The following is a 23,089-nucleotide window of genomic DNA, read 5'->3' as shown; positions in this document are numbered from 1 at the left end:
CGCATTGCGTTGGGGGCTGAATATCTACATCCTCCGAACCTTGGCCCAACGCAGTGCGTTGGCTACCGTTCTCTGAAGCTTGGCCCAACGCGGTGCGTTGGCTACCGTTCTCTGAGGCCCGGCCCAACGCGGTGCGTTGGCTACCGTTCTCTGAGGCCCGGCCCAACGCAGTGCGTTGGCTACGGAACATGACGTTGGTTACGGATTCCACCGTGGTATTATAGGAATCAAAACCACAAGGCCAATAATATGCTCTTAAAAGAAAAGGTCTTTCTGTCTAATTGTGATTCGGTGCGGGCGTTGCCCTCGGAGGAATTGCAAAAGCGGTTTCTATTAGGACTCACGCTCGCTTCTGGTGTGGTGGTTTCGCCCAACACCATTCTCGATAATCGAGATATCGGCGACATTCTTCTCAAGCAGAACGTCCGCAAGTACCTTAATGAAGAGGGAGCAGGGCGGTTGGTGTTACGAGGGTATAATCTTGAGCCCGGACTAACCCTAGGTGATTACTTTGAGGCACTCCCCGGCGGCTACATTGTTTCAAGCCTGCATGGTGCGCCGCGCAAAGACCAGCTCACCCAGGTGCAAGCGCAAGAGTTGATTGCGCGTTTACGTGCCACCCAAGCCGCCCTGATGGAACTCAAACCTACCTACGAGCGAGTTGCCCTGAGCCCAACTAGTTTACAAAGTGCGGTCACGGAGCGTTTGGACGATGAAGATGTCCTAAATCACTTTTTCAAAAGCGATGGTGAGCGTCAGCTCTTTATGTTGAAGGCGAACGATGTGGTGAGTCGCTCTGAGTGGTATCAGTTTACAAGTGCCTATTTTGACGACAACGTGCGCTTTCCACCCGACACTGCGGCCCGTTTTCGGATGGAAGTGATTGACCCTGCGTATCACTCGCTTTTTGTGACCTCAGGCGAGGGCTTTTTGCAAGATCGCATTCGGCATCTGACGCAGATTCCCTCGGGCTTTTTAGACGCAGGTCTCTCGGTGAAATCACTGCAGCGGGAGCTATCCCTGTTAGCGATTCCTTACAAACTTTTTCAATTTGTTTCCGCATGGGGTGCCGGAGAACTGCTAAGGTTCTTTATAGAGTCAGGAGTAGAGCTTGCCGAAACTCAGGCGACGAGCCGCGGGTATGATTTTGCGACCCGCAAAAATTGGTTCGGCCTCTACCCTAAAATGCGCAATTACATCGGTTTGGAGGTGAAAAAATGACGAAGCAAACGGTGTATGCAAATCCCTGGTTTTCTGTTTTACAAGACGGCCAGTGGCACTATGTGCATGAAGAGAACTCGGAGAATGGTGCGCTCGTTCTGTGCTTTGTGGGTGAACGCTTGGTGCTCGTTCGGGTGCCACGAGCGGCTCATAGTAAAGAATTATGGGAAGCGCCTCGCGGCTATGGTGAACCGGGCGAATCCGCTGAGGTCGCGGCTGCGCGCGAGCTGTTGGAAGAAACGGGCTATCATGTCTCGGCGGAAGATATGGAGCTGCTGGGGAGAGTGAAACCCAATACGGCTATTCTTACCACTGCGGTGAATGTGTTCCGTTGTCGACTGCCTGCCGACGCTATTCCGGTGCAAGGTGACAGCGATGCACCAGCGCTCAATGAAGTCAGTGCGGTGGCTCTGTTTGGTGAGGATGATCTGCGTGGCATGATTACCAATGGTGAACTCACCTGCGGTATCACCCTTGCGGCTCTGATGATCGCAAAGGTGATGTAACCAACGCGGTGTGTTGGGTGCGATATTGATATAACCGTTCGAGTCCGGCCCAACGCAATGCGTTGGCTACGGAACTACGGTCTATACGCACAGCGTTGGGAGCGTCGAGGGTGTGGTTATGTCCAAAAAGGAAGATTGATGCGGTTTGTTGTTATGTGTGTTGTTGCCTTGGCGCTGATGGGCTGCGAGTTTCGTCGCATCGGTGGGCCTGAGTTTGTGGTCTCGAGCATTGTGGCGGGCGAGGGGGAGTTGTCGCCGCGTTCGGCGAGTGTGCGCGATGGCACGCGGGCTGAGTTTGAGGCTTCTCCGGCGAACGGCTGGGTGCTTGAGAGCGTAACCGGTTGTAACGGCACACTCACCGGCAACCAGTATGTCACGGGGCGTATTCGCAATGACTGTACGATTCGGGTGACCTTTGTGGAGGCTAGCGGCTGGTCGAGTGTCACCCTCGTGTTACCCGATGGCACCGTTGTGCGCGAGGTGCGGTTGTAGCCAACGCAATGCGATCGTAGCCAACGCAATGCGTTGGGAGCGGAGTATCAGCATCCTCTGACCCTTGGCCCAACGCGGTGCGTTGGCTACCGTTATCCGATGTTCGCGAAGGTGATGTAACCAACGCAATGCGTTGGGAGCGGGGTATCTGCATGGTTTGAAGCTTGGCCCAACGCGGTGCGTTGGCTACCGTTATCCGATGTTCGCGAAGGTGATGTAACCAACGCAATGCGTTGGGTGCGGAGTGCCTGCATCGTTTGAGGCTTGGCCCAACGCGGTGCGTTGGCTACCGTTATCCGATGTTCGCGAAGGTGATGCAACCAACGCAGTGCGTTGGGTGTGGGGTATCTGCATGGTTTGAAGCTTGGCCCAACGCGGTGCGTTGGCTACCGTTCTCAGAGGCTTGGCCCAACGCGATGGGTTGGCTACCGTTATCTGATGATCGCGAAGGTGGTGTTGGTTACATTAAGCGCGGGGTGTCGCGGGTACCGATGATGGCTTCGACGCGCTGCATGTCGCTATCCATTTCATTGTTTTCCTCGAGCCACTGCAATGCAAATTTGGCTTGTTCGCGGTAGGCGTCTACCGGCTTCTTTTGCAGCTGATGCAATAACACTAAGTCTGCAAAGAGGTTCGCAAATAAACGAAACTCATGCGCACCTTCACGCCAGCGGTTGTCTTCATAGATGGCGGTCGCGGTGTCGAGATATTTCTGGGCGGCAGCGAATTCACGTAATTCGACCATGAGGCGCCCTAAGCGCTCATAAACCACCAGGATGTTGTAGTTTGCATCGTAGCCTGGGTGCTTTTCTTGTTGCAGCAGACGGCCTTTCAATGCAGCTTCAAAATGTTTTCGTGCTTCTTGGTGTTGGAAGAGGATCTCGGTAATTTCACCAAGCAGGAGGTGGGCACGCGAGAGATCCACTTCATCGCGCCAGTCTTTCGTGCGGTCAGCCTGACGCTGGTGCTCCGCAAGCATTTGCATGGCGCAATCGAACGCGGCATCAGGATCGCCCAATTCGAGCCAAATTTTTGCCATAATTTCGTGGACGTGGGCAACAGCTGCCGAAGAAAACGGCGTTTGTTCGCGTTTATGATAGCGCTCGGTTTCCTCAAGAACGTCTTCGAGAAACTCAAAGGCCTCGACTGAGTTGCCTAAATTGAGCAGCGCTTGGGCAACGAGCTCTGCATTGTGATGGTATTTGCGGATGATGTCCTCGTCCTGGATGGACTCCATCAGTTCTTCAATTCGCTCGAACGCACTTACGTAGTGCTGGATGGCATCTCGCTGTTGGCCGAGGTGATCGAGACACAACGCCATGTTGTTGTAGATGGCCACCATATTCATTGAGAAAGCAATGAGATTATCGCCCTCCAGCTCGGCCGGTTCGCCGTCTTCGAGGAATTCTGCGATGGCACTAAAATAGCTCAACGCCGCTTCGTACTCACCGCTCTTGTAGTGTTTGTCTGCAATAATCAATGCTTCTTGAAAGTCCATGTGCGTTCCTTATGTGATCCTTTCGTCCATTCTAATCAAAAAACTCTTCCGTAACCAACGCACTCTCCGTTACGGCGCGTTGGGTTGGACTATCTACATCCTCTGAACCCCGTCCCAACGCAAAGGGTCAATGTAGCCAACGCAATGCGTTGGGACGGATTTAAACCCAACGCAAAGGGCCCATGTAGCCAACGCAATGCGTTGGGTCAAAGCCCGAAGGAGATATCGATCGAGAACCCAACGCAATGCGTTGGCTACATTATGATCTCGATCAACGCGGTTGGTTAATCTTTGTGCGATCCTGAACAAAATGCACAACCACAAGGGGTTTGACATGAGTACTTCACCCGTAGCATTGGTCACCGGCGCCGCGACCGGAATTGGCAAGGCCACTGCACTTGCCTATGCACACGCTGGGTGTGACGTCGTCATTGCGGATATTAATAGCGAGCGATTGAAGCAATTGGCCCACGATATTCAAGAAATTGGGGTCGATGCACTGGCCGTCACCACCGATGTCAGCGACATCGAGCAGGTGAACGCGTTGCATGAGAAAATCATGGCGCATTTCGGGCGTCTCGATTATGCCTGTAACAATGCAGGGATTGAGGGGGAAAATGCGCCCACCGGCGAGAGTACCCTCGAGAACTATGATCGCGTGATGAATATCAACGTCCGTGGCCTCTACGCCTGCATGCAAGCGCAGCTGAAAATCATGGAAAAACAGGGCAAAGGTGCCATCGTGAATATGGCCTCGGTTGCCGGCTTGATCGGCTTTCCGGGCTTGCCTGCCTATTGCGCATCCAAAGGCGCCGTGGTGCAGCTGAGTAAAACGGCAGCTGTTGAATATGCTGAAAAAGGGGTGCGGGTAAACGCAGTTTGCCCAGGCGCAATTAAAACCGAGATGATTGACCGCATTACGCGTCAAGATCCCGAAACTGAAAAGCAATTTGCCGCCTTGCATCCGATGAACCGAATGGGTACTTCTGAAGAGGTCGCCAATGCCGTGTTGTTCCTGACATTACCGAGCTCTTCGTTTATCACTGGCCAGATGCTCGCGGTCGATGGCGGTATGGTCGCGCGCTAAGCGGCTTACTGGGTGACTGCGCAAAAAGGCGCGCTCCCCGTGACAATTCAATCAGGACAGTCATACTGACTTTCGAGCATGGACGCTCAATGACGCCCTTGGGGAAATTGTGTTGCAGTCAATGGACTGACTAAAACGCTCTTTCTTCCGGGGCTTATTTTTTTCCTTACCCCTCGTCTTAAAAGCAAACCAATCAAAAGAGATATGCTTGACATATGCCTGTTGAATTTTATACTGAAACCTCTGAGGTCAACTCTCTGGAGGCGCACATGAAAAAAGCAGCCTTATTCACCAATGGTCGAAGCCAAGCCGTTCGAATTCCGAAGGAGTTTGAGTTTGAAGGTGTGTCCGAGGTGGAGATTACCCGTGAGGGTGATGCCCTCGTGCTGCGTCCAGCGCGCAAGACATGGACCAGCTTTGCACGCGTTGAAAAAGCTGATCCGGACTTTCTTATTGAGCGTGAAGATGTGATTGAAGATGGGCGGGTTGCGTTTTGAAACCCACCTATATGCTCGATACCAAAATTTGTTCCTTTATTATGCGCGAACAGTCGGAAGCTCTTTTGGCAACCTTGCAGCGCAAAGTCGAAACCAAGTCACGTATTGTGATTTCTGCAATTACCTATGCTGAATTACGTTTTGGTGCGATTGGCAAAAGGGCATCTCCGAAGCATAGCCTTATTGTTGATGCGTTTATGGAGCGGGTTGATGGCGTTTTACCATGGGATCAAGCTGCTATTGACGCCACAACTAGAATCAAAGCCTATCTCGCTGAGCGCGGTACTCCGATTGGCGCAAATGACACGGCTATCGCAGGTCACGCGCTCTCAGCTCAATGTGTTCTTGTCAGCAATAACACCCGAGAGTTTGAGCGTGTTCCCAATCTTTCTTTGGAAGATTGGAGTCGATAACTCTCGATAACTACGAATGGACCACAGGCCAGTCATATTCCCAAGGGGTGGTGAGGCTGGGGAATTGTGACCAATCGAGCGGCGCGAAATCTGCTTGCGCTGAGGGTGGCAGTAAGAATTCCATGGCGTCACCTTTCCAGGTGAAGCGCAGGCTCATGGCATGCAGCATCAAGCGCTCCGCAGGGGCTCCACCGTAGCGCTTGTCCCCAAGAATGGGTGCGCTGATACTTTTGAGAGCTACTCGGAGTTGGTGAGTTTTGCCAGTCAGCGGTTTGAGGATGTATAGACGCGCGCCGGTTCCCGTGCCATGGCTGAAAAATTGGGTGCGTGCAGGATTGTCTTGCGATGTCTTTAACAGCCAATTGCCGTTGCGGCCTTTCGCCATATCCCCCTGAATCATCCCTTGCTTTTTCTTCGGTTTATTGCCGCCGAGCGCAATGTAGAACTTTTCAATTTCGCGGGTTTCAAAGAGCCGTCCAAAAATGCTGGCCGCCTCTGAAGAGCGGGCCACAATGAGAAGTCCGCTGGTTTCTTTGTCGAGGCGATGGACTGGGTAAAGTGATTCGGCGGTTTGGGCTTCGAGTAGTGCAATAATGCCCAAAGTATCGCCCTCGGTATGCATACCAAGTCCCGAGGGCTTTGCCACGATATAAAAGTCAGCATTGGTGTGTAGGATCATCCGGCGATTGTATCCAATGCCGTGGGACGGGTCTATCGTAACCAACGCTGTGCGTTGGTTACGACGGCCATATCACGGTAGCCAACGCACAGCGTTGGGCCCGAGCCCGAAGGAAGTATCAATCGAGAACCCAACGCAGTGCGTTGGTTACGACGGCCATCTCACGGTAGCCAACGCACAGCGTTGGGCCCGAGCCCGAAGGAAGTATCAATCGAGAACCCAACGCAGTGCGTTGGTTACGATGGCCATATCAAAACCGGATGCCGAGGCTTACGCGGGCGGCGGTGTAATCAGAACCGGCCCGCTGAAGTTCGGTGGATAGATAAATCCAATTATTCACTCGATACCCCAACCCAGCGCCATACACTAAATCATTGGAGCTGTAGTTCGAGAGCTGTGGACCTGCACTTAACTGTGTGCGACCGACCCCGATGATACCAAATAGATCGACCTGCTGACCGAGCGACATTTCAGGTACCAAAGTTACCGAGGTGTGTCGCAAGGTTCCACGTTCGTTGATGGCGACGAGCGTACAAGCCTCTGCATCCACTGGGCAGGCATTCTGCGTGCTAAAACTATCGCTGCTTTCATACCCGACGCGGACAGCAAGGTTAGGATTGAGCAGGTAACTCAACGATGCGCCATAAATGGTGCCACTTTCATCGGTGATGGAATCCCAAGTGCTACCTTGATCATAACGATCCAGTGAGGCGCGTCCTGCGTTGACAGAGAACATCCAATCTCGTTCGAAGGCTTGGGCTTGGGCGGTTGCGGGGGCCACGAGAGCGCCACTTACCAGAAGTAAACTCGCGATTCCTGTGGCTTGCAGCCAATGTTTTGCTCGTGTTTTCATGGTCTTTCTCCGAAATTTGGATACTACAAAGAGGAGTCTAGGCCGTTATTGTGCCGAAAACTGTAAAAATTTGTCGCAGGTTTTGCGGTTTTTTACATCCATATTTGCCCAACGCACCGTTACGGAACATGCGATGGTAGCCAACGCACCGCGTTGGGCCAAAGCCCGAGGGAAATATCGATCGAGAACCCAACGCACCGTTACGGAACATGCGTTGGTTACGGAACATGCGATGGTAGCCAACGCACCGCGTTGGGCCAAAGCCCGAAGGAAATATCGATCGAGAACCCAACGCACCGTTACGGAACATGCGTTGGTTACGGAACATGCGATGGTAGCCAACGCATCGCGTTGGGCCAAAGCCCGAAGGAAATATCGATCGAGAACCCAACGCACCGTTACGGAACATGCGTTGGTTACGGAACATGCGATGGAACCCAACGCACCGCGTTGGGCCAAAGCCCGAAGGAAATATCGATCGAGAATCCAACGCACCGTTACGGACCATGCGTTGGTTACGGCACCGCGTTGGGCCTCAAATTTAGTGCGCGTATTACTTGAGTAAAATAGTCGGGAAATGCTATAATACGCCCCCTAAATAGAGTCAGCTGACGATGAGGTTTTTGGCATGAGTGAGCAAATCGAGAAGGCGATATCGCGTAAGTATGACGCTGGTTTCGTCTCCGATATTGAGTCCGATACCTTCCCGCCTGGGTTAGATGAGGACGTCATCCGTCGCATTTCTGCAATGAAAGACGAACCCGAGTGGATGCTTGAATGGCGTCTGCAGGCATTCCGTTCGTGGCAGAAAATGAAGGAGCCGGACTGGGCTCATTTGGGCTACGAGAAAATTGACTACCAAGCGATTTCTTATTATTCGGCACCGAAGAGCATGAAAGATAAGCCAAAATCGCTCGATGAAGTCGATCCAGAGCTGCTACGCACCTACGAGAAATTAGGCATCCCGCTCCATGAGCAGAAGATGCTAGCGGGTGTCGCGGTTGATGCGGTGTTTGATTCGGTATCTGTCGTTACAACCTTCCGAGAGAAGCTCGAAGAAGCGGGCGTTATTTTCTGCCCCATTTCGGAAGCCATCAAAAAATATCCCGACCTGGTGAAGAAATATATCGGCTCCGTTGTTCCCCGCGGCGACAACTTTTTTGCGGCATTGAATAGTGCTGTCTTTACGGACGGATCGTTCGTATATATCCCGAAAGGGGTACGTTGCCCAATGGAACTATCCACTTATTTCCGCATTAACGAACTGAACACCGGGCAGTTTGAGCGTACGTTGATTGTTGCCGAGGAAGGTAGTCATGTCAGCTACCTTGAAGGTTGTACTGCACCGCAACGAGATGAAAATCAGCTGCATGCAGCAGTCGTTGAGTTGGTGGCAATGGATGATGCTGAAATCAAGTACAGCACGGTCCAGAACTGGTATCCGGGCGATGAAAACGGCAAAGGTGGAATTTATAACTTTGTGACGAAGCGCGGCATTGCCCACAAGAACGCAAAGATTTCCTGGACGCAGGTGGAAACCGGTTCTGCGATCACCTGGAAATACCCAAGCTGTATTCTTAAAGGCGATAACTCGGTCGGTGAGTTTTACTCGGTTGCATTAACTCGTGGCCGTCAACAGGCAGATACCGGAACCAAGATGATTCACTTGGGCAAAAACACCAAGTCGACCATCATCTCGAAAGGTATTTCAGCGGGCAATTCCAGCAATGCGTATCGTGGCTTGGTGAAAATGGGGCCGGGTGCCGATGGCGCGCGGAACTTTACCGAGTGTGATTCATTGTTGATCGGCGATAAATGTGCCGCACACACGTTCCCGTATATTGAAAGTTCAAACCCAACCGCAATTGTCGAGCACGAGGCGACTACCTCGAAAGTGAGTGATGATCAGTTGTTCTTGTGTCAGCAACGGGGCTTGGATACCGAAAAAGCGGTATCGATGATTGTGAACGGGTTCTGTAAAGAAGTATTTAAAGAGTTGCCGATGGAATTCGCGGTCGAAGCCGGCAAGCTGCTTGAAATTAGTCTCGAAGGTTCAGTGGGATAAGGTGAAAAGATGTTAACCATTAAAGATTTACACGCACGCGTTGAAGAGAAAACCATCCTGAAAGGGCTGAACCTGACGGTCAATCCCGGCGAAGTGCATGCGATCATGGGCCCGAACGGCGCAGGAAAGAGTACCCTTGGTTATGTGATGTCAGGCCGTGACGGGTATGAGCTTGAGAGCGGAAGCATTGAGCTGAATGGCGAAGATTTAATGGAGTTGGACGTCGAGGAACGCGCGCAAAAAGGCTTGTTCTTGGCATTCCAATACCCGGTTGAGATTCCGGGCGTTAGCAACATGGAGTTTATGAAAGAATCCGTGAATGCGATGCGCAAAGCGCGTGGCGAGGAAGCACTGACCGCGGCTGAGTTTTTGAAGGTCGCCAAAGAAGCGTGTAAGCAAGTGAACTTGCCGCTCGATTTCTTAAAGCGTGGTGTGAACGAAGGGTTCTCTGGTGGTGAGAAAAAGCGCAACGAAATCATGCAGATGATTTTGCTGCAACCTAGCCTGGCTATTTTGGATGAATCCGATTCGGGTTTGGATATTGATGCATTGAAAGTGGTCGCGAATGGCGTGAACAGCCAGCGCGACGGCAAGCGCAGCTTTATTGTGGTAACTCACTATCAACGTCTGTTGGACTTCATTGAGCCGGATTTTGTCCATATTTTGTCGGACGGCAAAATTGTGAAGAGTGGTGGTCCTGAGCTTGCGAAAGAAGTGGAAGCGACCGGTTATGCATGGCTTGGTAAGCCTGAGGAGGCTGGCGCATGAGTGATTGGTTAGCACAGGTCATCGACCGTGCCGACGCGGTCTCCGATGCGCTGACTCCCCAACGCCAAGGCGCGTTGGCAGTCTTGAAAGCACAACAATGGCCGACTCGTCGTACGGAAGCATGGCGCTATACATCGTTGCATCCCCTTGAGGACATGACGTTACCGGCTCTTGCCGCGGACACCCCTGCGGTGCCGGACGTTGCAGGACTCGATTCGATTGACTTGGTGTTCGTTAATGGCGCGCTCCAGGGTTCATTGCCAACGTTCCCGGAAGGGTTAACCGTCGGCGGGTTGACTGATTCTGCGATGCAAGCGGTCGCGACCGATGTGTTTGGCAGCGTAAAACCCCGTGAACACTTGTTTGGATTGGTCAATGATGTGTTGGCAACCGACGGTGTCGTGATTGATGTCGCGCCGGGCGCACAGATCAAGCCGGCGTTGCGTATTGTGAATTTGGTTACTGCCGGCGCTGAGGCGCATCATCGCATTTTGGTGCGCGTGGGTGACGGTGCGAAGGTCACTGTGATTGAGCATGGTGCAGGCGCTGGTACCTCGGTGAATACCGCATTTGCCGAGTACAAAATTGGCGACAAAGCAGCGCTTGAGCATTATCGTTTTGCGTTGCACGGCGGTGAAGCGATTCACATGGGTGGCGCACACTTTAGTTTAGGCGATGAAGCGAAACTCGACAGCACCTTGGTCGGTTTCGGTAGCCAGTTAAGCCGCTTGGATTATGATTTGGTACACGACGGCCAGCACGCGTTTGCGAAGTTTAACGCGGTTTACTTGCTCGGCGCGGGTGAGCATTTTGACCTGCACAGCAATGTTGAGCATGCGATGCCAAATGGAACCACGGAAGAAAATGTTCGGACCATTGTTGGGGATCGTGCACGCGCGGTGTTTAACGGTCGGATTCATATTCATCGGGATGCCCAGAAGACCTTGGCTGAACTGAATAACCGCAATTTGCTGCTCTCGCGCGGAGGCCAGATTAACACCAAGCCTGAGTTGGTGATTTATGCGGACGACGTGCAATGTGCGCACGGCGCGACGGTGGCTGAGATTGACGATAAGGCATTGTATTACATGCGCTCGCGCGGGATTGACCGTGAGCAAGCGCTGGTCATGCTGAACTTTGGCTTCATTCAAGAGTTGGTGAATGAAATACCAAACGAAGCCCTTTCAAACTGGTTGCAACCGTTGCTGCGCGAGCGTTTCAGCGGCATGCAAGTGCGTCCTTGAGGCAATTGAATGAGTCTTGATGTACAGGCGATTCGCGCGCAGTTTCCGATTCTCAGTCGTGAAGTGAATGGCAAGCCGCTAGTGTATTTGGATAATGCGGCCACTACGCAAAAACCGCAGCAGGTCATTGATGCACTCGTGAGTTTTTACACCGAGTGCAATTCGAATGTGCACCGTGGAGCCCATGCGCTCTCCGATGAAGCGACGCGTCGCTATGAGCGGGCGCGGGATGTGGTGGCGGCATTCATTGGTGCCCACAGTCGCGACGAAGTGATTTGGACGAGCGGGACCACCGAAGGCATCAATATTGTCGCCAAAGGCATGGCGCAACGGCTGACAGCCGGCGACGATGTGATTGTCACGGAAATGGAGCATCACGCGAACCTTGTGACTTGGCAGCAGGCTTGTAAAGCCTCTGGGGCACGGCTTCTGGTGGCGCCCATTTTGGACAATGGCGCTTTAGATATTGACGCATTTTTGGCATTGCTTGGTGAGAAAACGGCGTTTGTCGCGATGCCGCAGGTATCGAATGCGCTGGGGACGGTGAATCCTGTTCATCGCTTAATCAAAGCGATTCGCAGTCGCTCGCCCCGTGCATTGGTGTTGATTGACGGTGCCCAAGGCGTTGCCCATGGCGGCGTGAATGTGGTGACGATGGATTGCGATTTTTACGCGTTCTCTGGACATAAACTGTTTGGCCCTACCGGTGTCGGAGTATTATGGGGGCGTCGTTCACTGCTTGCGGACTGGCCCGTATGGTTGACCGGCGGTGAAATGATTTCCGAAGTGACCTATCAGGACGCAACCTGGGGTGCATTGCCGCATCGCTTGGAGGCAGGAACGCCGCATATCTCGGGTGCCATTGGGATGGCGGCTGGAATTGAATGGTTCAGTGCACTGGATGTCACCGCAGTACAGGCCCATGAAAAAGCACTTTTAGACCGTGCCGTTGAACTCGGTGAAGCCTTTGATGGGGTGCGTTTGATCGGTGCAGCACCTGACAAGATTGGTGTGTATAGCTTTATGTTAAGCGGTGCGCACCCAGCGGATGTTGGGTTTATTTTGGATAAGCAAGGTGTTGCAATTCGAACCGGTGACCATTGCGCTCAGCCTTTGATGAAGCGGCTTGGCGTTCCGGGCACTGCTCGGGCATCGTTTTCGATCTACAATACATTAGATGAAGTGGACGCGTTTTTCCGCGCCCTGGCGAAAGCCCGCGATATGTTGGTGTAACCATTCGGGCGTACGTCCGGTAGCCAACGCAATGCGTTGGTTATGTCTGGGCCCCAACGCGGTGCGTTGGCTACGTTCATAACGCAATGCGTTGGTTATGTTTGGGCCCCAACGCGGTGCGTTGGTTACGTTCATAACGCGGTGTGTTGGTTACGTCCATATCATGGTAACTAAATTGAGGAGTTCTCATGGCTGTCGAAACTTTTGTGCCTTCAGCAAGTGTGATTACCGTCACCCCGAGTGCGGTGCGTCACTTTGAATCCAAACTCGGGAGCTCACAACAGATTATCCGCTTTTCGACCAAAGAAAGTGGCTGTACCGGTTATGCCTATGTGGTTGATTATGCTGATGCGCCCCAGGCGGACGATGAAGTGATTCAAGTCAGCGACAAGCTCACGGTGGCGGTTGCCCGCTCAGCCATTCCCATGCTGCGTGACACTGAAATTGACTATGTAAAAGAAGGCATTAACGGCCTGCTCAAGTTTAATAATCCGAATATCGCCGAGGCCTGTGGCTGCGGTGAAAGCTTCAGCGTGAAATCCTAATCCATGCAGAAAATTGTTTCCCTTGCACGCGACGTCAAAGCACGTCGCGTTCCCTCTGGCGAGCCGCTGGTCTTAAAATCAGGTGAGTTTGTGAATATCACTCAGGACTTGGGTGGTAATTACACCATTACCTGGCGCGGTAATATGTATCGCATCGATGGTACAGACGCGGATGCGATTGGCCGCAAGCCGACCATTCTCTCATTTGAAGCGCCTCAAAACGGTGAAGTGGACGAGAAGCAAGTTTGGGAAGCGCTCGAGACCGTTTATGACCCAGAGATCCCGATTAATCTAGTCTCGCTCGGTTTGATCTACAAAGTAGTCGTGCAGGGTAATCAAGTCCTGATCGATATGACCTTGACCGCACCGGGTTGTGGGATGGGGCCAGTGTTGGTCGGTGATGTAGAATATCGGGTTGGCATGGTTCCATTTGTGGAATCGGTGAAGGTTAATTTGGTATTCGATCCGCCCTGGTCACGCGACATGATGAGCGAAGAAGCTCAACTTGAAGCCGGCGTGTTTTTTTAGATGTGACCAACGCATGTTCCGTGACGGCGCGCTGGTTACGTCCATATCTCGGTAGCCAACGCACCGCGTTGGGTGTGCGTTAGATAGAACCATTCATGCTTGGCCCAACGCAGTGCGTTGGCTACGTTCTTGTTCCGTGACGGTGCGTTGGGTGTGTGATGGAAGAGCCATTCGTGCTTGGCCCTGTAGCCAACGCACCGCGTTGGGTGTGCGTTAGATAGAACCATTCGAGCTTGGCCCCAACGCAGTGCGTTGGCTACGTTCTTGTTCCGTGACGGTGCGTTGCGTAAAAAAAGCCCCCGCGAACGGGGGCAAGCAAGAGAGCTGATTGGAGATCAGCCAGTGAATGGAAGTGAAGAGTGATGAAGGATGATGCGCATTTGCCCATCCTCGCCGCGCTGGAACGCCCAGGTCTTATCAACCGTAGTTCGCTCGCCTGCAGCATTGGTAAGATGCACATTGCCCATTGTGAGGGCCGTGTTGCCATTAATGTGCACAGCAGCGTTTTCAAACGAAAACTCGGTCCAACCTTTCAACGCAAAACCATTGTCCTGCGCGAAGTAATCGTTACCTCCCACGAAGTAAGCGAGTGCACCGTCATAGGTGGTGCGGAATGTTTGCTCGCCGTGGGCCAGGGTCGGCTTGAACAACACCGGGCCATCAGCGTAGCCATAAGCCGTATCGAGGACTTCACGGGCCAATTTAGCAGCGGCGTCCCAGCCATGCTCTTGATAGGTTTGACTGATGCTAATTAGTGCCGCACCCCATGCTTCTTGGGCATTACGAACGTCGTACTCGGTTAGGGCGTTGTCGGAGGACTTCGCACCTGCTGCAAACACACCGACTCCGACGACTGCGGCCGCAACGGCCAATGTCACAACTACCTTTTTCATACTCACCTCACACACATCAATTGGATGACGCTATCGTAAGGGAAGTGCAATGGCTGGGTCTTGAACAGGTCGTTAATTCTGGCTGACATCAAGATGAACGTCAGATGAATGATCTTCCGACGGTGTGTCAGCAGCGAAGTAACCCATTCCGCGGAGCGTCCGAATGTAGCGTTCGGGCTCCTTCGCATTGAGTTTTTTGCGAAGTCGACGGATGTAGACATCGACTACGTTGGTTAACGGATCTTCATTCATACCCCATACGTTGGCGAGGATTCGCTCACGGCTGAAGACTTTACCGGGTTGATGCATGAGGAGTTCAAGCACGGCGAGTTCTTTGGCCGTGAGTGTGATGTGACGACCGTCCATGAGAACTTGCATCTTCTCTAAATCAAACACGATATCTTGCAGCTTCAGCTGTTGGCTTCGTGCGTGGGTTTGGGTTCGGCGCAGCAGTGTTTCGATGCGTGCAAGCAACTCCTCAAAGGCGAAGGGCTTGCCCAAGTAATCGTCCGCACCGGTGTTAAGCCCTTGAACACGATCGCGCACCTCATTGAGTGCGGACAGCATCAGGATCTTGACCGGTAGTTGCACGCTTCGAATCATGTTGCACAGGGTCATTCCATCAATGTTAGGGAGCATTCGGTCAAGAATGATCAGGCTCGGCTCAAGCTCCCGAACAAACTCGAGTGCGGCGGCTCCATCGGCGCAGTGATGAACACGATAGCCCTCGGCGCGGAGGCCACGGACAATGAAATCTGCAACGCGTTGATCATCCTCAATCAATAAAATATTCATGCTTTTTCCTCCAAATCCGCGTCGATCAGCGGTAGGACCACCGTAAAAGTTGTTCCCATCCCTTCTTGACTGGTGATTTCAAAATAGCCGTCGTGTTGTTCTAAAATAAACTGCGCGATTGATAGGCCAATCCCAAGGCCATCAGGCCGCATCGCTCGTGCATTTTCGGCACGGTAGTAGCGCTCGAAGATATGGGCTTGCTCTTCGTGAGGAATTCCGACTCCATGATCCTGAATGGAGAGGAAGAGCTCATCATCGTTGCGCGAGGCCTCAAAACGAAGTGGGGAGTCTGGTTCAGAATATTTCAGTGCATTGTCGAGCAGGATTTGCCAGACCTGCGATATTTTGTCCGCTTCAATTAAGACGTGGTGTTGGTCATCAATTAGTGTATCCAACACGACGGTCACGGGACGACGATTGAGGGCCGCGAGATCCTTCGTTTGCTCCGCTAGTGCGGTACATAGCTCCGCGCATGGCGTTTGAACTGGACGGAAGTTAACCAATTGATGTTCGCCTCGAATCAGCATCAACAGGTCATCAATCCGTTTAGAAAGCGCCGCACTCGCGTCTAAGATGCGTTGCAGGGTATCTTGATACTCCTCTGGATTGCGTGCTTTACCACGCAGAGCAATTTCCGCTTCACCACGAATTGCGGTGGCTGGCGTGCGTAATTCATGGCTGATGTCGGCAAAGAAACGCTTCTGTTGCATTTCTGCTTGCTTTAACTGCTCTAATGCATGTTTCAGCTGTGCGGTGCGCTGTGACACTTGCGATTCAATCTCGCGGGTGTGTTTTGCTTCTTTATCTTTGGCTACAGCCAGTGCTGCCGCCATCTCGTTAAAGCCACGTGCGAGGTTGCGAAACTCACGGTCGTCCTGCTCCTCAATTCGGTGGCTAAAATCGCCTCGGGAGAGGGCATCAATGCCGGTAAGCAAGCGTTGAATCGGTGCATAGAGCCCCCGCAGGAGGATAATTGCAAAAAGGGCCGCACTCATGCTTCCAAGGACGGCAAGAATAATCACAATTAAGCGGACGGTTGCGACCGCTTCAGCGGCTGCTGTTTCGGCACTTTCAGAGCGGGCCCGTTGCAAGTCGATCGCCTCGGCAATAAGGCGGCGCAAATCGAGGCCTTCGAGCTGATCAAAGGTTTGAATCAATATCACCCAGGTTTCCGATTCGTTGCGCTCCATCAGTTCACGTTCAAGGAGACTTTGTTTGAGAGTCGCGACATTGGTTTCGAGAATGGCAAGGGCACGCAGTTGCTGGCGAATATGGATGTAGTCAGCACCATTTTCGGCGAGTTGCTGATCGCGACTTAACAGGACGTCGAGGGTCGTGAGGCTGCGCTCCATTTGGGCAATGAGCCGATCCCGCTCTTGCAGCTGAGAATCTTCCGTCAGGAGAAATTGCGCTAACCAGACTTTGAGGCGCTGTTTATCAGCACCTAAGGCGATGAACTCGGAGAGCATTTGGTTGGCTACCTGACTTCGTTCGAGATGAAAACGAGCCACCCCGGAACTCCAGAAAGCGACGGTCGCTTGAACAATACACAACAGAACCAAAACAGACAGAGAGAGCAGCAGCCGATTGCGATACATAAAAAACTCCCAAGCGATGAACATGTCACTACGTTGCGCGCGTATTTATGTATCAAAAAAGGACGCTGAACGTGGTAGTATATGGACCATTAAAGTTTGCGAGGAGTTCACTGTGAGCCTATCAGAACCCGCTGAAATTATTGACGATATTGAGTTTCTTGATGATTGGGAAGCGCGCTACCAGTACATTATTGACTTGGGAAAAGCGCTTCCGAAGCTGCCAGAAGAAGCGCGGGTCGACGAATTGAAGGTCAAGGGCTGTCAAAGTGACGTGTGGTTGTTGCCCAAGCGGCAGGGCGACGTCCTTACTTTTCAAGTCGATAGCGATGCGGTGATTGTGCGTGGTTTGCTGGCATTGGTGATGGCTGCCTACAACGAGAAGACGCCTACTGAGATTCTGGCGTTTGATATTGATGGGTTCTTTCAGGCGCTGGATTTGGAACGCCACATTTCGCCCACGCGCGGAAATGGCTTGCGCGCTATCGTTGGAAGAATTCGCGAGTTGGCGAGCGCTGCTTGATCTTTTAGGCTACGTTTGGACAGGGCCCCAACGCGATGCGTTGGCTACGAGTTGACCTTCATCAATGCGATATTGCGGTTGCGTTGGGCTGCATCTGCGGTAAGACTGCCCAACGTAATATCGTGCAAAAACTCGGAAATTCGGTGACTTAAATCGGACCACAAATGATGAGTCAGACAACGGGTTCCGCTTTGGCAGTTTGACTTGCCTTGGCAGCGGGTTACATCCACGCTTTCATTCACTGCGTGAATGATTTCACCCACCGAAATCTGGTGTGGGTCACGATTCAACAAGTACCCGCCACCCGGACCACGAATACTGGTCACCAGCTCCGCGCGTCGGAGTTTGGCAAACAACTGCTCTAAATAGGATAAGGATATATCCTGCCGCTCAGAAATATCCGAGAGCGTGACAGGCGCATCTCTTCCGTGCAGCGCAACATCGAGCATCGCTGTGACTGCATAACGGCCTTTTGACGTCAGTTTCATGGCGTGGTTCTACCTGTTGCCTTTCATAGGCTGATGATCCCATAACCCGACTAATTCAGTCAAGTATTGTGTTTAGGGCCCAACGTATATTCCGCAACGGTGCGTTGGTTACCCCGCCGGATACAAATCGTTACAATTTCATGACACTTCTTGTCTTGTGGTCGGTTCCTTCCTTTTGTTACCGTGCGCCCGTCCTGCTTTAAAAATCAAAGGGTTGCATGGACAAAAAATAACCACTTCCTTTGGGTAATTCCTGGTTGATTGGTTTGGATGTCGTACAACAAATGGAAGGTTAATCATGAAGAAATCAGTTATCAGCACGCTTATCGGCGCAGTTTTTGCGGCCACTTCTTTCGCTTCGCTGGCGGATGACGCGTCAGGCCCATCGTTTGATTATGTAAATCTCTCATACACTGAAGTTGAGTTGGGCTATGAGTCTGACACCTACTCAGGCTACCGCGCTCAGTTTGTAAAATCGTTCAATGACGTGCTATTTGTTCGCACGGGTCACGAGCGCTTTGGTCGTGGTGAGTTTAACACTGAGGAATTTGAATTCTCGTTGGGGGCGCGTCACGCCCTTGATAATAACGCCTCTTTGTATGCCGGGGTTGGTTTTGTGAATGCGCATCAGAGCGAAGCGCGCAGCTATCTTGGTTACAATGTATTCTCAGGTGTGGCGATTCGCGCCTCTCAAGATTTAGAGCTCCACGCAGAATTAAATCGTGTGCACACTTATAGCGAAACTGAAGTTCGCTCTGAGTTTGGCGCACGTTACTATTTGAGCCCGCGTCTATCGGTAAATGGCTCATACGGCTTTAGCAATAAAGACCGTGAGCAGATGCGTGTGGGTGTTTCGTTTCACTTCTGATGCACGCGAGTGTGTTTGATGTTGCAAGCCGGGCCGTTTTGGTCCGGTTTTTTTTATGCTCAACGTATATTCCGTAGCGGTGTGTTGGTTATGGATTGGCCCAACGCACCGTTACGGAATGTGCGTTGGTTACGGTTTGGGGCCTAACACAGTGCGTTGGCTATGGTTTGGGACCCAACGCAGTGCGTTGGTTACGGTTTTGGCCCAACGCACCGTTACGGAATGTGCGTTGGCTACATCGCTTACATGATGGATTTGGTCGCAGGGGGGTTGTGGTTGTTGCATGCAGGCGTATTATCGAATGCAAATCAACAACAGGGGAAAGCACGTGAAGACTCTCTATTCCACTCTCTTTTTATTGCTAGCTTGGTCGCTGAGCACTGCGGCGTTGGCAGATTCAGACGTCCGTCCGTTGCAATACGACGATGTGTTCTTGCTCGAGTTTGCATCAAGCCCAGCACCTGCACCGAATAGCGACACCATTGTGTTTGTACGCAATTGGATGGACCGGATGCAAGATCGGACCCGCAGCACGCTGTGGACCGTGAATGCCGATGGCTCCAATCTGCAAGCATTAACCTCGAAAGATCAAAATGCCTCGCAGCCCGTTTGGTCTCCCGATGGCTCACGGATTGCCTATGTAGCGGATGGACAGATTCATTTGTATTGGGTGAACTCGGGTCGCCAAGCGCAAATTAGCCACCTTCAGCAAGGGCCAGGCAACCTGACGTGGTCGCCGGATGGCCGCTGGATTGCCTTTTCCATGTTCGAACCCAAGCGCGCTAGCAACCCAGTTTCGCTTCCTGGTCGGCCTGAGGGTGCAAATTGGGCTGAACCTCCGATCTTTATCGACGACATGAATTATCGTGCCGATGGCCGCGGTTATCTCCGTGCCGGACATCGCCACATCTATATTATGCCGGCTGAAGGTGGCACGCCCATTAAGCTCACTTCAGGTGATTTTGATCACAGCGGTCAAATGAGCTTTAGCCCGGATGGCAAATCGATTTTCTTCAGTGCGAATCGTTATGAAGACTGGAAGTCACAACCGATTAACTCAGAAATTTTCCGTCTGGATATCGAGAGTCGGGAATTGACTCAGCTGACGGATCGTAACGGACCCGATCACAGTCCAGTGGTTTCGCCCGATGGTCGGATGATTGCCTTTGCAGGCGTGGATGATCGCCGTTTGGCGCACCAAAATCATGGGCTGTATGTGATGAATATTGATGGTTCGAATATTCGTGCACTGACAGCGGATCTTGATCAGCATATTCGTGGTTTTGAGTGGGCGCCGGATTCAACCGGCCTATTTATCTATTACGACGCGAAGGGAAGCGGCACGATTGCGCATCAACCGCTCCGTGGAAACCGGACGGTTCTAACCGATGAAGTGGGCGGCCTGGCTTACAGCCGGCCATACTCCGGTGGTGCCTTCTCCGTGATGGCGGATGGTCGTGTGGTGTTTACGCATGCTAGCACCGAACGTCCTGCGGAGCTAGCGGTGTTGAGCCAGCCGCGCGGTAGTGTGCGGGTCAATACGATTACCGATCTGAACCGTGATTTGCTGATGAAGCGCGATATCGGTCGTGTGGAAGAAATTTGGTATGCGTCATCGGTGGATGAGAAGCCAATTCATGGCTGGATTATGTATCCTCCGGGCTTTGATCCTGAGAAGAAATATCCGCTGATTCTGGAAATTCACGGTGGACCGCATACCGCGTATGGACCTTACTTTGCGATGGAATTGCAGCTCATGGCAGCCCAAGGCTACGTCGTGTTGTATACCAACCCCCGCGGTTCGACAAGCTATGGTGAAGACTTCGCGAATCTGATTCATCACAACTATCCGAGTCATGATTTTGATGATCTGATGGATGGGGTCGACGCCGTGATTGCCCGTGGCTATATCAATGAGGACGAGCTGTTTATTACCGGTGGCTCAGGCGGTGGTGTGTTGACCACGTGGGCGATTGGTCACACCGATCGGTTCCGTGCCGCAGCGGCAATTAACCCAGTGATTAACTGGTACAGCTTTGTGCTGAATGCGGATATGTATAACTACTTTACGCAATACTGGTTCCCTGCATTGCCGTGGGAGGATCCGGAGCATTATTTGAAGCATTCGCCGATTTCTTATGTTGGCAATGTGACTACCCCGACATTGTTATTCACCGGGGAAGCGGATCATCGGACACCAATTTCCGAAACGGAGCAGTATTATCAGGCTTTGCAGTTGCTTGGTATTGATACGGCGATGGTGCGGATCCCTGGTGCGTCTCACGCGCTGCATACGCGTCCATCGAATCACATGGCGAAACCTGCCTATGTGATTTATTGGTTTGAGAAGTATCGGGAGTAACCAATGTGGTTGTGATGTAACCAACGCGGTGCGTTGGTTACGGCTTTGAGGCCCAACGCAATGCGTTGGTTACGTCTTTAAGGCCCAACGCGGTGCGTTGGTTATGTCTTTGAGGCCCAACGCGGTGCGTAATGTAGCCAACGCAATGCGTTGGTTACGGTGCGCTCATGGCGGAAGGCTGATATACTCTGTGCACTTACAACCGCTGGGTAATGAGGACTCTATGACGCAGCCAGTGAATATTCTCTGTATCAAGTGGGGCACGAAATACGGCCCTGATTATGTCAACAAACTCTATTCAATGGTAAAGCGGAATATCACGCTGCCTTTTCGTTTTGTTTGTTTGACAGACGATGCGAACGGCATTGACGACGGGATCGAAGTCAAAGACATTCCGCAGGTTGGCTTTAAAGATTTCGACGAGCGCCAACCATGGACCTTTGGTCATGGCTGGTTAAAAGTGACCAGCTTTGCGGACCCGTTGTATGACCTTGAAGGTCCTACATTGTTTATCGATCTTGATGTGGTCATTGTCGATAACATTGACTGTTTCTTTGAGCCAGACGGCGAGTTCCGCGTGATTAAAGAGTGGGACAAAAAGGATGAGACAGGGAATACCTCGGTGTACCGTTTCACCATTGGAGCCCACGCTGACTTGATTGAACTGCTTAAAACGAACAAAGAGAAAGAGTTAGCGCGTGTGCGAAATGAGCAAGAATTCGTCACGAGCAATCTAGCGAAGCAAGGGAAGCTACAGTATTGGCCGAATGGTTGGTGTGTTAGCTTTAAGCGTCACTGTATGCCGAAAGGGATTATGAGTTGGTTCAAACCTGCGCAGATCCCACCCGGGGCGAAAATTGTCGCATTCCATGGGAAACCGCATCCAGACGATGCGATCGCAGGTCGCAGCGGTAAGTGGTATCGCCGTGTGCTACCGGTCCAGTGGGTGGCTGATCACTGGAAATAAAAGGTTATTTAATAGGGCGGTGCATGACGATTGCGGTTTCGCGTTCGTCGCCCGGTGTGACTGGCGGATAGTAGCCGGGACGCCGCCCAATTTCTTCAAATTGATTGCGCAAGTAGAGCCGAATGGCCGCCTCATTGTGCTCGCGCACTTCCAAAAATAGTTTGTCTTTTTGATGACCATTCTCATCGCTCACAAACTGAATCAAATCATCCATCAAAAGCTGCCCGTACCCTTTGCCTTGATACTTGGGTGAAACGGCGATATTCATCAACATGACTTCATCGTGAAGGACGTGGGCGACGGTGAATCCGACTAAGACATCTCCTACAAATAAACCCATCACGCGATAGCGCGGACCAAACGAATTGCCAAAAACGCTGGCCGGCCAGGGAACCCGATGGGCGTCGCGCTCGATCGCCATGATATCGGGGGTGAGTCCATGCAAAGGCTGCAAGACCAATCCTGCGGTCGCCGGTGTGCTAGGTACAGTTGACATGGGAAGCCCCGTGTTAGGTTCGCTTGTTGAGTGCTGGCTTAAGTATGGCCCAAAGTGCTTTCTTTTGCTCGGGCGTGAGGCTGCTTTTTGCGTAATCAGAGCAATCAACATGGGTGAGTTGAGCACCGACATGACTGATTTCGACTGGTTTGCTGCCGATATAGCTGGCAAGGTCATTCACCCATGGGAAACGCTCGACCGGCATGGGTTCGGCAAATTGCAGGGCCCAAGGGCCCAGTTTGTAGAGCGACGGTGGTGCCACAGTTTCTGTGGCAGGCGGTGTCGATTCAGGTGTGATTGCCGCTGAGGCTGTTGGCGTTTCAGAAGGTAACGATGTGTCAGGGGTCTGTTGCGTCGTGCGCTGAGGAGCGGGCCAATCGAGAAACAGTTCGGGATCAATTCCGAGGAACTCGAGCGACTGGCGCTGTGCTGCGGTCCAAGCCTGATTTTCCGCATGTTTCATTGTCGTCACG

Annotated in this window: 25 protein-coding genes; 16 read left to right on the top strand and 9 right to left on the bottom strand. The window is 52.2% G+C overall.

The annotated features are described in order from the left end of the window. Positions 1 to 249: 249 nt before the first annotated feature. From CWE11_RS05220 to CWE11_RS05210, 3 genes are all read left to right on the top strand, one after another. A complete protein-coding gene (locus CWE11_RS05220; RefSeq protein WP_126776535.1) occupies positions 250 to 1,221 on the top strand; it encodes a hypothetical protein in 972 nt (323 codons plus the stop codon). After that, positions 1,218 to 1,727: an NUDIX hydrolase gene (locus CWE11_RS05215; RefSeq protein WP_126776534.1), complete on the top strand. Its 510-nt coding sequence runs from the start codon at positions 1,218 to 1,220 to the stop codon at positions 1,725 to 1,727. Before CWE11_RS05220 ends, CWE11_RS05215 begins: the two co-directional genes overlap by 4 nt. Before the next feature lie 138 nt (positions 1,728 to 1,865). After that, positions 1,866 to 2,219 carry a hypothetical protein gene (locus CWE11_RS05210; protein WP_126776533.1) on the top strand — a complete coding sequence of 118 codons (354 nt, stop codon included), beginning with the start codon at positions 1,866 to 1,868 and terminating at the stop codon, positions 2,217 to 2,219. 460 nt (positions 2,220 to 2,679) lie between these two features. On the opposite strand, the gene CWE11_RS05205 is transcribed toward CWE11_RS05210, so the two are convergent. Next, positions 2,680 to 3,717 carry a tetratricopeptide repeat protein gene (locus CWE11_RS05205; RefSeq protein ID WP_126776532.1) on the bottom strand — a complete coding sequence of 346 codons (1,038 nt, stop codon included), beginning with the start codon at positions 3,715 to 3,717 and terminating at the stop codon, positions 2,680 to 2,682. Positions 3,718 to 4,051: 334 nt separating this feature from the next. On the opposite strand from CWE11_RS05205, the gene CWE11_RS05200 reads away from it, so the two are divergent. The 3 genes from CWE11_RS05200 to CWE11_RS05190 all read left to right on the top strand — a co-directional run bounded on the left by CWE11_RS05200 (position 4,052) and on the right by CWE11_RS05190 (position 5,714). After that, on the top strand, positions 4,052 to 4,804 hold the full coding sequence (locus tag CWE11_RS05200) for a glucose 1-dehydrogenase (protein ID WP_126776531.1): 753 nt from the start codon (positions 4,052 to 4,054) through the stop codon (positions 4,802 to 4,804). A gap of 269 nt (positions 4,805 to 5,073) precedes the next feature. Further along, positions 5,074 to 5,301, top strand: a complete 228-nt coding sequence (gene vapB, locus CWE11_RS05195) for a type II toxin-antitoxin system VapB family antitoxin (RefSeq protein WP_126776530.1) — start codon at positions 5,074 to 5,076, stop codon at positions 5,299 to 5,301. After that, positions 5,298 to 5,714: a PIN domain-containing protein gene (locus CWE11_RS05190; RefSeq protein ID WP_126776529.1), complete on the top strand. Its 417-nt coding sequence runs from the start codon at positions 5,298 to 5,300 to the stop codon at positions 5,712 to 5,714. The genes vapB and CWE11_RS05190 overlap by 4 nt, the downstream gene beginning before the upstream one ends. 10 nt (positions 5,715 to 5,724) lie before the next feature. Here the strand turns inward: CWE11_RS05190 and CWE11_RS05185 are convergent, their stop codons facing one another. After that, on the bottom strand, positions 5,725 to 6,393 hold the full coding sequence (locus tag CWE11_RS05185) for a pseudouridine synthase (protein ID WP_126776528.1): 669 nt from the start codon (positions 6,391 to 6,393) through the stop codon (positions 5,725 to 5,727). Between the two features lie 250 nt (positions 6,394 to 6,643). After that, complete coding sequence (locus tag CWE11_RS05180) at positions 6,644 to 7,246, bottom strand: outer membrane beta-barrel protein (protein ID WP_126776527.1); 603 nt, start codon at positions 7,244 to 7,246, stop codon at positions 6,644 to 6,646. Positions 7,247 to 7,874: 628 nt separating this feature from the next. On the opposite strand from CWE11_RS05180, the gene sufB reads away from it, so the two are divergent. From sufB to sufT, 6 genes are all read left to right on the top strand, one after another. Further along, the gene (gene sufB, locus CWE11_RS05175; RefSeq protein ID WP_126776526.1) at positions 7,875 to 9,311 is read left to right on the top strand and encodes a Fe-S cluster assembly protein SufB; all 1,437 of its coding nucleotides are present in this window, start codon (positions 7,875 to 7,877) and stop codon (positions 9,309 to 9,311) included. A 9-nt stretch (positions 9,312 to 9,320) separates the two neighbouring features. After that, positions 9,321 to 10,079, top strand: a complete 759-nt coding sequence (gene sufC, locus CWE11_RS05170) for a Fe-S cluster assembly ATPase SufC (protein ID WP_126776525.1) — start codon at positions 9,321 to 9,323, stop codon at positions 10,077 to 10,079. Continuing rightward, the gene (sufD, locus tag CWE11_RS05165; RefSeq protein WP_126776524.1) at positions 10,076 to 11,323 is read left to right on the top strand and encodes a Fe-S cluster assembly protein SufD; all 1,248 of its coding nucleotides are present in this window, start codon (positions 10,076 to 10,078) and stop codon (positions 11,321 to 11,323) included. Before sufC ends, sufD begins: the two co-directional genes overlap by 4 nt. 9 nt (positions 11,324 to 11,332) lie before the next feature. Next, complete coding sequence (locus CWE11_RS05160; RefSeq protein WP_126776523.1) at positions 11,333 to 12,556, top strand: aminotransferase class V-fold PLP-dependent enzyme; 1,224 nt, start codon at positions 11,333 to 11,335, stop codon at positions 12,554 to 12,556. Positions 12,557 to 12,744: 188 nt separating this feature from the next. Further along, positions 12,745 to 13,101 (top strand): HesB/IscA family protein, encoded by a 357-nt coding sequence (locus CWE11_RS05155; RefSeq protein ID WP_126776522.1) that lies wholly within the window; start codon positions 12,745 to 12,747, stop codon positions 13,099 to 13,101. Positions 13,102 to 13,104: 3 nt separating this feature from the next. Continuing rightward, positions 13,105 to 13,629 carry a putative Fe-S cluster assembly protein SufT gene (sufT, locus tag CWE11_RS05150; RefSeq protein ID WP_126776521.1) on the top strand — a complete coding sequence of 175 codons (525 nt, stop codon included), beginning with the start codon at positions 13,105 to 13,107 and terminating at the stop codon, positions 13,627 to 13,629. Between the two features lie 335 nt (positions 13,630 to 13,964). On the opposite strand, the gene CWE11_RS05145 is transcribed toward sufT, so the two are convergent. From CWE11_RS05145 to CWE11_RS05135, 3 genes are all read right to left on the bottom strand, one after another. Further along, on the bottom strand, positions 13,965 to 14,522 hold the full coding sequence (locus tag CWE11_RS05145; protein ID WP_126776520.1) for a phosphoribosyl-AMP cyclohydrolase: 558 nt from the start codon (positions 14,520 to 14,522) through the stop codon (positions 13,965 to 13,967). A 72-nt stretch (positions 14,523 to 14,594) separates the two neighbouring features. Further along, positions 14,595 to 15,317 (bottom strand): response regulator transcription factor, encoded by a 723-nt coding sequence (locus CWE11_RS05140; RefSeq protein WP_126776519.1) that lies wholly within the window; start codon positions 15,315 to 15,317, stop codon positions 14,595 to 14,597. Next, positions 15,314 to 16,915: a sensor histidine kinase gene (locus CWE11_RS05135; protein ID WP_126776518.1), complete on the bottom strand. Its 1,602-nt coding sequence runs from the start codon at positions 16,913 to 16,915 to the stop codon at positions 15,314 to 15,316. Before CWE11_RS05135 ends, CWE11_RS05140 begins: the two co-directional genes overlap by 4 nt. 112 nt (positions 16,916 to 17,027) lie before the next feature. Between CWE11_RS05135 and CWE11_RS05130 the strand changes: the two genes are divergently transcribed. Then, on the top strand, positions 17,028 to 17,435 hold the full coding sequence (locus CWE11_RS05130) for a SufE family protein (RefSeq protein WP_241971731.1): 408 nt from the start codon (positions 17,028 to 17,030) through the stop codon (positions 17,433 to 17,435). Between the two features lie 44 nt (positions 17,436 to 17,479). Here CWE11_RS05130 and iscR read toward each other — a convergent pair whose 3' ends face one another. Further along, positions 17,480 to 17,923 carry a Fe-S cluster assembly transcriptional regulator IscR gene (iscR, locus tag CWE11_RS05125; protein WP_126776516.1) on the bottom strand — a complete coding sequence of 148 codons (444 nt, stop codon included), beginning with the start codon at positions 17,921 to 17,923 and terminating at the stop codon, positions 17,480 to 17,482. Between the two features lie 298 nt (positions 17,924 to 18,221). On the opposite strand from iscR, the gene CWE11_RS05120 reads away from it, so the two are divergent. The 3 genes from CWE11_RS05120 (at position 18,222) to CWE11_RS05110 (ending at position 22,120) form a co-directional block, all read left to right on the top strand. Next, the gene (locus CWE11_RS05120) at positions 18,222 to 18,791 is read left to right on the top strand and encodes an outer membrane beta-barrel protein (RefSeq protein WP_126776515.1); all 570 of its coding nucleotides are present in this window, start codon (positions 18,222 to 18,224) and stop codon (positions 18,789 to 18,791) included. 328 nt (positions 18,792 to 19,119) lie between these two features. Next, positions 19,120 to 21,153 carry an alpha/beta hydrolase family protein gene (locus CWE11_RS05115; RefSeq protein ID WP_241971730.1) on the top strand — a complete coding sequence of 678 codons (2,034 nt, stop codon included), beginning with the start codon at positions 19,120 to 19,122 and terminating at the stop codon, positions 21,151 to 21,153. A 223-nt stretch (positions 21,154 to 21,376) separates the two neighbouring features. Then, positions 21,377 to 22,120 (top strand): glycosyltransferase, encoded by a 744-nt coding sequence (locus CWE11_RS05110; protein ID WP_126776513.1) that lies wholly within the window; start codon positions 21,377 to 21,379, stop codon positions 22,118 to 22,120. 4 nt (positions 22,121 to 22,124) lie between these two features. On the opposite strand, the gene rimI is transcribed toward CWE11_RS05110, so the two are convergent. Together rimI and CWE11_RS12040 are read right to left on the bottom strand one after the other, a co-directional pair. Then, a complete protein-coding gene (gene rimI / locus CWE11_RS05105; RefSeq protein WP_157981293.1) occupies positions 22,125 to 22,616 on the bottom strand; it encodes a ribosomal protein S18-alanine N-acetyltransferase in 492 nt (163 codons plus the stop codon). A 13-nt stretch (positions 22,617 to 22,629) separates the two neighbouring features. Beyond that, the gene (locus CWE11_RS12040) at positions 22,630 to 23,088 is read right to left on the bottom strand and encodes a hypothetical protein (RefSeq protein ID WP_157981292.1); all 459 of its coding nucleotides are present in this window, start codon (positions 23,086 to 23,088) and stop codon (positions 22,630 to 22,632) included. Position 23,089 lies beyond the last annotated feature (1 nt).

The sequence above is a fragment of the Aliidiomarina sanyensis genome, assembly GCF_003987175.1.
Taxonomy (GTDB): Bacteria; Pseudomonadota; Gammaproteobacteria; order Enterobacterales; family Alteromonadaceae; genus Aliidiomarina; species Aliidiomarina sanyensis.
The sequence above is the reverse complement of the archived record's forward strand: the minus strand, read 5'-3'. Positions and strand labels throughout refer to the sequence as shown.